Here is a 12927-nt window from a genome sequence, read left to right as displayed (position 1 = left end):
ATAAGATCAAAAAACATATACGGTATCAACCCCGTGCACCAACACCCCCACCCAAAAAAAAGGGGGGTACCAGTGCACTGTCACAACATCCCGTTTCACCAATACACATCATCACAACACAACACACAGTTGTGTCTAAAACGTATTGAACAAAGCACACTCTTGAGTTCTCAAACAACACACCACACCAACAACAACACACAATCAGAGTCATCATCAGCCGGTCAGTGATATCGCCACTCCATTTTGAGTGACAACCTATACAACTATACTCGCTTTCATCAAGAAACACAAGTTAAAAACTTTATGCCTCACATAACAAATATTCAAAATTCATTCAATTTCTCATGGTTGTAAAATTACCGTGCGAACGTAAACATGAATTTCAAATTGTGCACTGTATAGTTGGTTTTGCCGCAAGATCTCGGGGTTTTTACTTCCCCTCGCCGCGGCGACTCATATAACTATACAGAGGCTTTCCGTGCTTTGCAAACCAGAATAATATGCAGTACATCACATAATATTTTGGGTGTTTACTTCCATGAAAGCCTCATTCACGAAAACTCCTTATACTCCGAAAATTCTTAAAGACTCAAGGCGCTGCCCTCCCGGTAAAAATACCGGTCAAGCAACGCCTTTCTTACGCTCAAATGCGCTAGATTCCGCTAATACTGCTGCGGTGGAGTCTCAGAAGCCATGTTATTAAACCGCGAGTACTTACCGCTAAACGCCAAGGGAATAGTCTTCGTTGGGCCGCCACGATGCTTCGCAATAATCATGTCTGCCTCACCCACACGATCGCTATCGGGGTTGTACATATCCTCACGATGCAGCAGAATCACCATATCCGCATCCTGCTCAATCGAACCGGACTCACGCAGATCAGAGATCATCGGGCGCTTATCGGTGCGCTGCTCCGAACCACGGTTCAGCTGCGACAGCGCAATGACCGGAACCTCAAGTTCCTTCGCCAAAAGTTTGAGACTACGGGAAAACTCCGAAACCTCTTGCTGACGAGACTCAACCTTCTTTCCCGAACTCATCAGCTGCAGGTAGTCCAGCACCACAAGCTGCAATTGATTGCGCTGCTTAAGGCGACGGCATTTCGCACGAATCTCCATGAGCGTCATGTTCGGCGAATCATCAATAAAAAGCGGTGCACCGGTTATTTTCCCCTGCAGGGTCGCCAGGTTGGTCCATCCCTCCTGGTCAAGATCTCCCTTCTTGAGGCGGCCCATCGAAATGCGGCCCTCCGCCGAAAGCACACGCATTGCAAGCTCGGTGCGACCCATTTCCAAAGAGAAAAAGACCGTCGTCATATCATGATGAATCGCGGCAGAACGAGCGATATCCAGTGCCAAAGTCGATTTACCCACGCCGGGACGCGCGGCAACCACAATCATCTGCCCCGGATGCAAACCACCGGTGAGCTCATCAAACTCAATAAAGCTCGTGGGCACGCCATAAACGCCATCCGGGCGGTTCGAGTTCGCATCGATCTCGTTCATCGTGGCTTCTAAGGCATCTGAGAAGGTAACGTAATCCTCTTTCGCGTTGCCATCTGAAATTGCGTAAATCTCAGATTGTGCCTGATCAACCAGCGAGTCTACCTCGCCCTCGCTCGTGTAACCGAGCTGGGCGATCTTAGTGCCAGCCTCTACCAGACGGCGCATGACCGCGTGTTCCTTGACGATCTCAGCATAATACTGGGCATTCGCAGCGGTAGGAACAGAAGCGATGAGCGTATGCAAATATGTTGCCCCGCCAACTCGTGTGAGTTCACCGCGGCCCTTGAGTTCATCCGCTACCGTAATCGCATCGGCGGGGTTGCCGTGACCGTACAGAGAAATAATTGCCTCATAGATCAGTTCATGCTGCGGCTTATAGAAATCTCCCGCATGCAGAGTCTCCACAACATCGGCAATAGCGTCTTTAGAGAGCATCATGCCGCCCAGCACCGACTGCTCCGCGACATCATCGTGCGGCAGGGTGCGAGAACCATAATCGATGGCAGTTTCAGACATGCTTTTTCCTCAAAATCGCGTTTTTATCCGATGTTTATGGCGTTCCAGAAGCAATTTCTGCAGAACTTCTATGCTAGTTTCTCATGAACGCTTGTTGAAATGTACACCGCCCTATAAATTCTGCGCCTGTTCCTGGTAGAACTCTCGAAGACTATGCGTTCCCGTCGGTTCTCCCACACAATCATGCGTTAAGCCCCACAGCATAAACGATAAAGTATCAGCCACGCGCGGTTTGATAAGACCGATCCCCTTCACCCCACCGTCTACTAACCGGGGCGGGATAACTGTGATCTTCGCGGGGCGTCCCACCGCCTCAAAAGCGTACTGTGCTACCTCGCGCCACGAGAGAACCTCGGGACCACCAATATCGTAGGATCCCTCCTGAGCAGATTTCACCTTATCAAGACAGTATGCGGCAACATCCGCCCCGTGAATGGGGTTAAGCCGCCCTTGCGGTCGCAGAAGATACACCCGGCCGCGGCGTGCCATCTGCGCTATAGCGCTCATATCCGAGAAGTACCCGCTCGGGCTCACCACCTGATGCGCCAGCGGTGACTGGATCAATGCCTGCGCGAAAGCCGTTTTCGCACGCGTGAGCTGCGAACGAATCGACTCGGCGTGTATGGCGTTCACATAGCAGAAACGTGTGACATCATGGGCGCGCGCAGACTCCAATATATTTAGGTTCGCACGGTAGTCAATATCCCAGGGGTCGGCCTTCTGCCGAGTCACCCCTAGTGCCGAAATAACCGCATCAACGCCATCGCACACCCCTGCTGTCAAGGAACGGTCGGTTACATCACCAACCACCCACTCATCTACCCTATCCGCCAGCGATGGTGCACCCCACGCCCCGGCGTTCTCAGCCCGAGCCTTATCGCGCACCACAGCACGCACCCGATGCCCGCGACGATGCGCCTGCTCCACAATATGACGCCCCACATAGCCCGATGCTCCAACAACCAAAATATTCATCGTTTCACCTCGATGTGGTTCTGTGAACAAAGTTTCGCACCCTTTAGGCAGGATTACAGTCTTTGAGATAGCCCTCAATCACCTCGACGGCGCGGGTTGGACCGTCCATGCCGCGCATTGCCTTGCTGAGCTGTCGAGCCTTGGCGCGCATGGTCTCATCTGAAAGTAAACGATCCAGAATGCCGTGCATCTGACCTCGGTGCACATCATGTTTCGCGAAGCGCAGGGCGTTGCCGTACCGTGCACATTCCTCAATATTCCAGCGTTGCTCGGCCTGCATGGCGATACCCGCAAACGGTACCCCCGCCAGACACGCTGTCTGCACGGTTCCTTCACCACCGTGCGTGATTGAGGCATCAATGTGCCCGGCAAGCAGATGAGCCGGAACAGTTCCCGCACGGTGAATATTGTCGCCCAGCGAGCGCGCATCAGCATCCGCTAACAGCACCCCATCACCGACCAGAACATCTACCGGTGCCGTTGAAAGTTGCCGCAGCACCGCCGCCAAGATGCGTGCAGACCCGGACGAGCCCATCCCCACGTAGATAAGTGGTCGCTTTTTAGGTTCCCGAACAATCCGCGGAAGTTCACCGGGAGCACGGTAGTAGATAGGTCCCACGCTGATGTCTGGAGCTGTTAACGAATCGCCGCGCAGCTCGGTAAAAAGAGAACAGATAAGGTTTACGTCAGCGCTGAACATGTCGATGGTACGGCGCGGGAGTTTGATTCCGTATTCGCGGGCTACGCGAGTGAACGAGGCTGGTTTATAAGATATTGTCCGAGCCAGTGCGCGTAACCATCCCGGTGCTGCGGGGGCTTCACCGGCAGGTTTCGCAGAAAAATAGGTCGTTGAATATGCGTAAGGGCGCGCATAGAAAATAGGTACACCGGCGATGCGCGCGGAGATCAGCATAGTCGGGTTAGAGCCGATCACCACAGCATCTGCGTTAAAGTCACGAATAGCAGCAAGTTCTACGGTAACCCTCTGGCGTACTTTCTCGGTGGTGAAGGGATGCCGCACTCCCCTGCCTTGGTCAAGCGCCATGAGCTGTTTCGCTTCGGCATCAGTCATGATGGGTTCACGAAGATGCACGGGAAGCCGCGCCCTTTCCAGCAACCCACGGTATTTGGGCGAGTATATATGGAAGAGGACTTTGTGCCCTCGATCTTGAGCAACACGCGCTATTTCGATGCTGCGCGTGGTTTCACCCATATTAAAGCTTTCGGGAGAGAAAAGAATACGGCTCATTGTCTTCTCCAGTGGGGGGCGTACACATGCTTGAGTGGGATCTACGCCTCATATATATCTAGTGTAAAACGGAGCCTCAGTAATCCGCCCACTGTATCGGGAAAACTCAGGCTCCGTTTTCTGACCGCGCAAATCGTAGTTATTTCTTCCGTAGAACCAGACCGATAGCGCCTATATGGTCGGCGTGACGGCGGAAAACACTGCGCATGCCCAGCACGCGCTCACGAATCTGCGGTTTGCGTGCAAGGTTGAACATGATCTTGGCGAGTCCGCCCACCCCTTCATCGGCAATCATGCGTTTGGGTTCCAGAAGAGCCATCTCGGTTTGATATACGTCTAACACCTCAAACCCGGCTTCTTCGGCAAGGCGGGTCCATTCGGCAACCGTAAGCGGGCGTGCGTTCACGCGAATGCTTCGTGCCAGGTCCTTCTGAATTTCTTCCTGAATCTCAGGGCGCAGGTAGTCAGGGGTTAGCGATAGCTCGTGAATAGCATAGTAGCCGCCCGGCCTTAGAATGCGCGCCGCCTCGCGCATAATTTCCAGCTTGTGCTTGTCGGTCTGCATGGTCAGCATAGCCTCGCCCACCACCACGTCGTAGCTGGAATCGGGCAGCCCGGTCTCCTGCGCCCCGGCGTTCACGACCGTGTAGTTGGGGTTGTTTCCGATGCGCCCGCGCACGATTTCAGCCGCCTTTGGGTCAAGATCTACACCGGTGTAGGTCTTGGGGCTGCGTTTGACGATTTCGAGCGCCGTAATACCTAGTCCGGGTGCGAATTCGACTACGTCGATCTGCCCGCCAAGCGCGCGGCTGAGCAGCCAGTTTGTAGTTTCGCGCCCACCGGGGCGAAGGACTTTCTTACCGAGTTGGGCGAGCAGCCAGTGTCCGGCGGCTTTTTCAGCGGGACGATCGGTACCGGGAACGTTCGGGGTTTTAGGCACGATAAATCTCCTGTGATAATTCGTATTTAATATGCAAGATTTTTATGCTCTAATTCTACACTCCGTTATGAGGTAGCCGCATTTTTCTTATGCTGTATCTTGCAAACCTCCTGTTACGCCGGTACTACGCCATTGTTTTCTGTGGCTTTATGTGCGGAACACAGACTAAGAGTTAAACAAAACTGAGACCGAACCCGAAGATTCGATCTCAGCCTCAATCACACACACATACATACGAAAATCAGAGCCACTTCCGCTAAGGAAAGTCCAACTTTCAGATAGTCCTCTCGAACTACCTGATATAACTATGAGCCGTCAACCTTTATTCCTCGTGAGTTAAACCTTGGGAATATCTGTGAATGCGAGGAGTTGTGTGCGCTGTAGACACAAGGCCATGGATCAGAATTTCCTTACAGGGCATATATCGCAGAGAATTACACGCTGTATCCGGTGCCGTGCATGAGATTGTGATGACTAACCGAAAGAAGGAAGAGTTTTAAAACTGAAAAGCGAGGCTACACAGTAGCCTCGCTTTTCAGTTCCACGAGAGCATATCCACTCTCTGAAACACACACATTCACATCGCAGTCCTCTCGAACCAACACTTCTAGTTAACCGTAGTTACCTTGAGGAACCTTGGGGTTTGGCTGAAAAACACCTGAAAGTCCCCGCAAGAAATACTGGGAAGAACTTCAGCGATGCCCCAGTGTGCAGCGCACGATCCCCGTGCGACAGTAATTTATCCGTTAGAGTTCAGAAGAGCATCAGCCAAAACCACGGTCACCGGGTTTATCAGCACCGATACCGCCGCCAATACAATATTTGCGATGCGATGGCGCACAAACCGAATAAGCCCCACTATGGCACAGATAAAGGCGATCACAGAGGTAAAACTACCCACGATTATCGTGATATAAAACAGGATGGCATTCACCGTGAGCGAGGGAAAAGGAATAAAGGCAAGTATCACAAGTACAACACTTACTGCCTCGAAGATGATGCCGACCCGCAAAAGTTGAGTGCTGGGGGGAAGGTGATTGAAAGATTTTTTCGCCATATATCTAGCCTAACCGAGAGTAGCTCACAACGGTGATCCTTGATGTAACAGCAAGTGCCGCCTCCCATCCAGTATATGTTCAGGAGGCGGCACTTCCTTTTATCCGATGAGCCGTAAGTCTACAACTTCATATCGTTGAATTTGAAGCGAATCCAGCCAAGTACCAGGGGTACAAAGCCCCACAGGGTGAAGAGGATACAGCGGATTTCGTAGCTGGGATCTTTAAACTGGTCAGTATCGTAGACCAACATATTTTCGCCCAGATGAACAGGTAGATACTTGGAAACATCGCTTGCCCACTCAGCAGACCTGAAGAAACTAAGAACTATTGTCACCACAAAAAGCAGAACGACTGTAAGAACAATAGCTCCGGCACTATTACGGAGGAGAGCACCAAACCCGAATCCCATCCAAGCAAGTACCACAAGATACAGTCCAAGAAGAAGAGTGATTCGAAGTACTTCACCATCGAAAGAGACTCGTAGCTTTTCCGTGAGTATCATCTGGCCTAAGAAGAATGCCAAGATACCACTCAAGGTTCCTACGACAAAAGCTACCACCGTCACCACAAGGGCTTTAGCAGAATATAAAAGAGAACGACGCGGTACTGCTAACTGACTTGTTTGCATAGCACCCGTGGCATATTCAGATGCAATAAATACCGTCGCCATGGAAGAAAGAATAATGCCTCCCAATGAAGCGCCTACAACTCCGATAGAATACGACGCGCTCTTCATCTGGTCAATGATCTCGGAACCGTTGACTGATTGCCCATTCACAATCTGCGATGTACTCACATCTTTCTCATACTGTGCCAATTGTTCGTTAAAAACAGGAGCCAGCAGCATTGCGAGTCCTAAAATCAGCACTACCGTAATGATGAAGAGAACCTGCTGAGAACGTAGGGAGCGCATCTTTAACCATTCTGAGCGGAGCACACCCAGGAATGATAGATTATGAGCAACCGGTGCAGGCGCATTTTTAGTAGCGTAAGTTTGAGTACTCATTTATATGTTCCTCCCATTCCCCTGCTGGGTTTCATCGATAAAGCTGTGCTCTGGAGAACTAGTCACCGGTTGCAGTTGAGGATCGGCTGCCGGTGCATTCGGCACCGAAGAAACCGCGGCTACGGCACCAGCACCTGGAAGACTATCAGAGACATATTCAACCTCTGAACGTGTAATTTCAAGGTAAACATCCTCAAGAGTCGCTTCATGAGGCGCCAGCTCATAGAGCAAAATTTGCTCACGCAAAGCGAGTTCACCCAGGTCGCGAGCATCAGCCGAAACCAACAAACCATCGGTATCGACTGCTTCGAAAGGAAGCGATCGTTCCGCAAGGAGTGAAGCGAAAAGGTCACGTTCATCGGTACGAACCAGAACTTTATGACCGCCTACTCGCGAGATAAGTTCATCAATAGACGTATGTTCCAGCAGGCGACCGCGCCCAATAATAATGAGGTCGTCAGCGGTCTGCGCCATCTCGCTCATGAGGTGTGAAGAAATCAGCACCGCCCGACCTTCGGATGCCAAATACTTTGCCAACTGACGAACCCACACCACACCTTCGGGATCAAGACCATTAACCGGCTCGTCCAAAATAACGTTATGGGGATCGCCCAAGATAGCTGAGGCAATACCTAAACGCTGGTTCATACCGAGGGAAAAACCGCCAACCTTCCGCTTAGCCACCTGACTAAGACCGGTCATGCCGATAACTTCGTCCACACGTTTCGCCGAAATACCATGGGTAAGCGCAATAGACATAAGGTGCGTGCGTGCACTGCGCCCCGGATGCACCGATTTCCCGTCAAGGAGGGCTCCTACCGTATGGAGCGGAGATTTAAGGGACTGATAATTTTTGCCGTCCACAAGGGCTTCGCCCGAGGTGGGCTTATGGAGTCCGACCAGCATGCGCATCGTGGTCGATTTACCTGCCCCATTGGGACCCAAGAAACCGGTGACTTTACCGTCGGGAACGATAAAAGACATATCGTTAACGGCGGTTTTATCACCGTACATCTTAGTAAGATTCTGAACCTGTAACATCTACATCTACCCTTCTGAAGAAGTTTAAGGTTGCTCTATCACGTCCAGTCTACGGTTCTCACTTCGGAGAATATAGGATTTTTGAGGTTCCTTCGGAATTTTTATTATTTCTCAATCTTTTTACATACACCGTTTCACGTGAAACATTGATGCTGTCTATAAGAAAATTCCTATAGAAATATAGTTATCCAACGTATAGAGATAGAAATACTACTATATCGAAGTATCTCCAAGAATAGTCCTGATACCCGTCCCCTAGGGTTGTGCGCCCACGTCTGTGAAATTACTGTAGTTAAAAATAGACCGTATACGAAGGGGTAGGGAACTATGCGTAGGACTAGCAGTACACCGGAACCACAGAAAAACCGTGCAGGATACGTCCGGTGGGGCAGGTGCCTCCTTGGTAGTACAGCGCTTGCTGCCACAACCTACATAAGTGTTCAAGGTATACGATGCCGCCGGGCACTCCACGATGCTGTGGACGAACTCGCGTCGTATCCGGTCAAAACGGCGCATCTCAGCTATGGAGAGATAGCATATCTCGATATTATGCCCACCGGGTCGTCCTCAGTATATAGCGACCCTCCCGTTATTCTGTCTCTGCACGGTATCTATGGCGGCTACGACCAAGCCTTTGAGAACGTTAGGGAGCTCTCGAAACACTACAGGATTATTGCTCCATCGCGTTTTGGGTACCCCGGAAGCGCGGTCGCAGGTGAAGGGAGTCCCAAAGAACAGGCAGCGGCTCTGATGGCCCTCCTCGATATCCTCAATATTGAGCAGGTCTATGTGCTAGGCGCCTCTGCCGGAGGAACCCCGCTCTTCGTTTCGCTCTGGATTATCCGGAACGGACCGCAGGTCTTATTCTCCTCAGCTCTGCTCCGCCCTGGGAGGAAAAACCACGAAAGCTGCCCACGCGTATGGGGCCTCCTGCCGCTCTGAACCATGACTACATCATGTGGCTGCTGTCTCCGTTTTTCAAACCTCTATTTGGGCTTCCCACACACACCATATATGGGATGTTCCCCCTACAGGAGCGACGTATGGGAGCCAAGATCGACGCAGCTATCACAAACCCGGATATGGCGGTCCATCTTGAGGAATACCCCATTGAGAGCTTGGAACCGCCCGTTTTTCTGATCCATGCACAAGATGACCGAGTTGTGCCTTTTGCCCAGCCGCGAGGGCATGTGCAGAGTTCTATGTACCGATACCCGAATCTCACCACATGTATCTTCGAAACGGGTGGTCATATGATCGAGGGGCATTTGGAAGAGGTAACCCAAGCGGTCATAGATTTTATTGACGGTACTCTGTAACACGCAATGTTTCACGTGAAACATACCCCTCCCCTACCCCGCACTTCTCGGGTAAAACGGATAATTGGCTCCACATATGAAAAGGGCATCGCATCCCAGTCGGAATGCGACGCCCTCACAGCGTCTAAATACGCCCTGCTTATGCGGCTGCTACAACGTCCAGAGTAACGTTGGCAACAACATCCTCATGCAGACGAGCGGTCACCTGGTACTCACCGGTGCGCTTGATAGCGGAACCGAGGTGAATGGTGCGCTTGTCGATAGTGCCGAGACCTGCCTCTTCAATAGCGTCAGCAATAGCATCTGCCTTAACGGAGCCGAAGAGACGACCATCAGCACCAGCCTTGTGTGCTACTACAATCGGGCGAGCAGAGAGCTTAGCTGCGGTCTCCTGGGCTTCTTCCAGGGAGGCCTTCGCACGGGCCGCACGGGCCGCACGGATAGATTCAACCTGCTTCTCGCCGCCAACGGTCCACGAAACGGCAAAGCCGCGAGGAAGAAGGTAGTTACGTGCATAGCCGTTCTTAACGGTGACGATGTCACCAGCGGCACCCAGACCGGTTACTTCCTGAGTCAGAATAATCTTAGCCATAGTACTTGTTACTCTCCTTCTCGTTAGCGGCCAGCGCCGGAGTAGGGAAGCAGTGCAACCTCACGGGCATTCTTAATTGCCTGAGCGATCTTGCGCTGTTCCTGAACGGTCACGCCAGTTACGCGGCGAGCGCGGATCTTGCCGCGATCGGAGATGAACTTGCGTAGCAAGGCGACGTCTTTGTAATCGATAACGGTGACGTCAGCAGCTTTCAGGGGGTTCTGCTTAGGTTTGGGCTTACGGATTTCAGCCTTAGCCATCGTGGTGCTCCTTTAGGTTGGGAGCCCGCGGCGTTAACCGCGGGATGGATTGATATATGGTTTGGTTTGAGGAAGACGGAACGTTTCTTTAGAACGGAGGTTCATCATCGGCACCGGTACCCCAATCGTAGTTTCCGCCGGACTGCGAGGTCCACGGATCAGCCGCAGGTGCCTGCTGCTGTGCCGGTTGTGCGGGGGCCTGCTGGGCTCCCCCACCGAATCCGGCATTACTGGAGTAACCGTTTCCACCCTGCTGCTGAGCGAAGCCCTGCTGCGGCGCGGAATTGTTAAAACCACCCTGCTGGGGGTTATTACCGAAGTTATTACCGCCAAAGTTGCCGCCCTGCTGACCACCGAAGTTACCTCCAGAGGTGCGCTGTGAACGGGTTACCTGGGCGGTAGCGTACCGTAGAGCGGGACCGATCTCATCGAGCTCGATCTCCATTGAGGTACGACGTTCGCCTTCCTTCGTTTCATACGAGCGAGACTTCAAACGACCCTGGGCGATCACACGGGTTCCCTTTTTCAGGGTCTCTGCGACGTTCTCTGCGTAGTCGCGCCAAATAGACGCACGCAGGAACAGTGCCTCACCGTCTTCCCACTGACCGGTTTGACGGTTGTAGGTACGCGGGGTAGATGCAATCGTAAAGTTTGCAACCGCTGCACCTGCGGGAGTGTAGCGCAACTCAGGGTCGCTGGTGAGATTCCCGACCACAGTGATAATGGTTTCGCCTGCCATTGATGCCTCCTCGAATGGATTCAAGTATATAACTCTAGGTAACCATAGGAACCTGACATTTTAATCAGGTCGCGGTTTTAGAGTCTTACTTGTTGACCTTCTGATCCTCCGGACGGATGATCTTGGTACGCATAACGGACTCGTTCAGGTTTAGAACACGGTCGAGCTCAGCGGCGGTCTCAGGGCTCGCGGTGAAGTTAACAACCGCATAGATACCTTCGGACTTCTTCTGGATCTCGTATGCCAGACGGCGGCGACCCCAGATGTCAAGGTTGTCGATGGTACCGCCAGCGTTGGTGACGATTTCCAGGAACTTCGACAGAGACGGCTCTACCGCTCGGTCCTCAACCTCGGGGTTGAGGATAACCATCAGTTCGTATGCACGCATGATTAAACCCCTCCTTTGGGCTAAACGGCTATGGGATTTCCATAGCAGGAGATTCATGTGGCACCCGGTGCAGCATCCTCTTGTTCAGGATGCACACACAGATTCTTCTATACTACACGAGAATACGCGGTAGAATCCAGCAAAGAGAAGGATGCGCCCACCACACCGCATGGGTGTAACGGGAGCATCCTGAAGCTAGAGTCTTGAACGCTAAAAATTCTGGTTTTAGTAGTAACGAACCGAAGAGTCCCGAAGGTTGAGGATGGCGACTCGAAGGATATTCGTGAAGAGGTCTTTGAAGAGCAGAAGGCCTAGCGGAATACCGGTTATCCAACCTAAACCTATGGGCGTCAGCAGGCTGGTTATACCGGTGAGCGCCAGATAAAGCAGCCCCTGAATTGGCTGACGCAGATAAAACTTGTGGATGCCTAACCATCCGAGGAAAAGCCACAGCACATAGGTGAGAATCACAGATTTGGGGCGAATCACGACGACGGTCGACTGTTCATGTTCGGAGTTCACATAAGTACGGCTGCCCGGAACGGTTCCATGGGCGAAAAGTTTAGGTTCATAAACCTGTTGCGACATATTTCATATTTCCTTCCTTCGTGAGTGTTTCAGCGCGCTGTATATAACGCGCTCACTGCAAGTTTAGACAGTTCACATGCGCAAACCCTGGGAACGGGGTGTGTATTCGGTGGGAATCTGCCCTCCCCTCCCCCACCGCACCAACCTTCGTTCAGACAGAAATCCCGCATCCTCGACTGTGAGGATGCGGGATTCTCCAATGCGCGGTGGAGTCGTGATAATGGGCTGTTACTGCTTCACGACAACGGGGGTTACGCCGTTGAGGTGGTTCACCCGGCCAGGTATCAGGAAAATATCAATGATGAGCAAGATGCCCAAAATTACAAGAGGAATTATCCCGATAAGAAACCAAACAGTTGCCCAGCCAGTAAGGAATAAACACAGGTATAGAATCCCTTGACCCGTTTGGTTCAGATAAAACTTGTGAATACCAGGGGAACCTAGGAAAAACCACAGCAGATATGCCACCGCCATGGATTTGGGTTGCTGCACCATCATGACCGGTGCTACGGCGATAGGTTGTATGGGCTGTCCGTGAGGTTGGGAACCGTTGAATGCAGGGTTAGAATCCGGATTAAAGGCAGAGTTATCAGACATAGTAATGCCCTTTCGGTGAATGTGTATTCGTGCGCGGCGAACGCTGCCGCTGAATACCATTCAGCACGTCAATTTAGCTTCACAGAGGCATTTAGTGAACCTTATGTACCGTAGTCTCCGTCATATTCTATTTCCGCAGTATTCCGCCGTA

15 protein-coding genes are annotated in these 12927 nt (G+C 51.9%); 2 read left to right on the top strand and 13 right to left on the bottom strand.

What is annotated here, in order from left to right:
* Positions 1-665: 665 nt before the first annotated feature.
* The 7 genes from dnaB to HMPREF2804_RS01545 all read right to left on the bottom strand — a co-directional run bounded on the left by dnaB (position 666) and on the right by HMPREF2804_RS01545 (position 8293).
* Positions 666-2024, bottom strand: coding sequence for a replicative DNA helicase (gene dnaB / locus HMPREF2804_RS01575; RefSeq protein ID WP_013398176.1), 1359 nt, complete (start codon positions 2022-2024; stop codon positions 666-668).
* Between the two features lie 111 nt (positions 2025-2135).
* Entirely contained in the window at positions 2136-2999 is an 864-nt protein-coding gene (locus HMPREF2804_RS01570) for an SDR family oxidoreductase (protein WP_070626985.1), read from the bottom strand.
* 43 nt (positions 3000-3042) lie between these two features.
* Positions 3043-4212: a nucleotide disphospho-sugar-binding domain-containing protein gene (locus HMPREF2804_RS01565; RefSeq protein ID WP_246824089.1), complete on the bottom strand. Its 1170-nt coding sequence runs from the start codon at positions 4210-4212 to the stop codon at positions 3043-3045.
* Positions 4213-4387: 175 nt separating this feature from the next.
* Entirely contained in the window at positions 4388-5188 is an 801-nt protein-coding gene (locus tag HMPREF2804_RS01560) for a class I SAM-dependent methyltransferase (RefSeq protein WP_070626983.1), read from the bottom strand.
* Positions 5189-5927: 739 nt separating this feature from the next.
* A complete protein-coding gene (locus tag HMPREF2804_RS01555; RefSeq protein ID WP_004005956.1) occupies positions 5928-6245 on the bottom strand; it encodes a hypothetical protein in 318 nt (105 codons plus the stop codon).
* Positions 6246-6364: 119 nt separating this feature from the next.
* Complete coding sequence (locus HMPREF2804_RS01550) at positions 6365-7252, bottom strand: ABC transporter permease subunit (protein WP_004005952.1); 888 nt, start codon at positions 7250-7252, stop codon at positions 6365-6367.
* The gene (locus tag HMPREF2804_RS01545; protein WP_004005951.1) at positions 7253-8293 is read right to left on the bottom strand and encodes an ABC transporter ATP-binding protein; all 1041 of its coding nucleotides are present in this window, start codon (positions 8291-8293) and stop codon (positions 7253-7255) included. It abuts the gene before it with no gap.
* A gap of 477 nt (positions 8294-8770) precedes the next feature.
* On the opposite strand from HMPREF2804_RS01545, the gene HMPREF2804_RS11250 reads away from it, so the two are divergent.
* Together HMPREF2804_RS11250 and HMPREF2804_RS11245 are read left to right on the top strand one after the other, a co-directional pair.
* Positions 8771-9235, top strand: coding sequence for an alpha/beta fold hydrolase (locus tag HMPREF2804_RS11250; protein WP_239661913.1), 465 nt, complete (start codon positions 8771-8773; stop codon positions 9233-9235).
* Between the two features lie 101 nt (positions 9236-9336).
* Complete coding sequence (locus HMPREF2804_RS11245) at positions 9337-9612, top strand: alpha/beta fold hydrolase (protein ID WP_246824088.1); 276 nt, start codon at positions 9337-9339, stop codon at positions 9610-9612.
* A gap of 139 nt (positions 9613-9751) precedes the next feature.
* On the opposite strand, the gene rplI is transcribed toward HMPREF2804_RS11245, so the two are convergent.
* The 6 genes from rplI to HMPREF2804_RS01510 all read right to left on the bottom strand — a co-directional run bounded on the left by rplI (position 9752) and on the right by HMPREF2804_RS01510 (position 12776).
* Positions 9752-10204 carry a 50S ribosomal protein L9 gene (rplI, locus tag HMPREF2804_RS01535; protein WP_004005949.1) on the bottom strand — a complete coding sequence of 151 codons (453 nt, stop codon included), beginning with the start codon at positions 10202-10204 and terminating at the stop codon, positions 9752-9754.
* Between the two features lie 23 nt (positions 10205-10227).
* The gene (gene rpsR, locus HMPREF2804_RS01530; protein ID WP_004005948.1) at positions 10228-10464 is read right to left on the bottom strand and encodes a 30S ribosomal protein S18; all 237 of its coding nucleotides are present in this window, start codon (positions 10462-10464) and stop codon (positions 10228-10230) included.
* 88 nt (positions 10465-10552) lie between these two features.
* On the bottom strand, positions 10553-11203 hold the full coding sequence (locus HMPREF2804_RS01525; RefSeq protein WP_004005947.1) for a single-stranded DNA-binding protein: 651 nt from the start codon (positions 11201-11203) through the stop codon (positions 10553-10555).
* An 85-nt stretch (positions 11204-11288) separates the two neighbouring features.
* Entirely contained in the window at positions 11289-11591 is a 303-nt protein-coding gene (gene rpsF / locus HMPREF2804_RS01520) for a 30S ribosomal protein S6 (RefSeq protein WP_004005946.1), read from the bottom strand.
* Between the two features lie 225 nt (positions 11592-11816).
* The gene (locus HMPREF2804_RS01515) at positions 11817-12179 is read right to left on the bottom strand and encodes a TM2 domain-containing protein (protein WP_048755440.1); all 363 of its coding nucleotides are present in this window, start codon (positions 12177-12179) and stop codon (positions 11817-11819) included.
* Between the two features lie 228 nt (positions 12180-12407).
* Complete coding sequence (locus HMPREF2804_RS01510) at positions 12408-12776, bottom strand: TM2 domain-containing protein (RefSeq protein ID WP_246824087.1); 369 nt, start codon at positions 12774-12776, stop codon at positions 12408-12410.
* Positions 12777-12927: the final 151 nt, after the last annotated feature.

The organism is Rothia sp. HMSC065G12, assembly GCF_001811455.1.
Lineage (GTDB): Bacteria > Actinomycetota > Actinomycetes > Actinomycetales > Micrococcaceae > Rothia > Rothia dentocariosa.
This window is presented reverse-complemented; position numbering and strand designations above follow the sequence as displayed.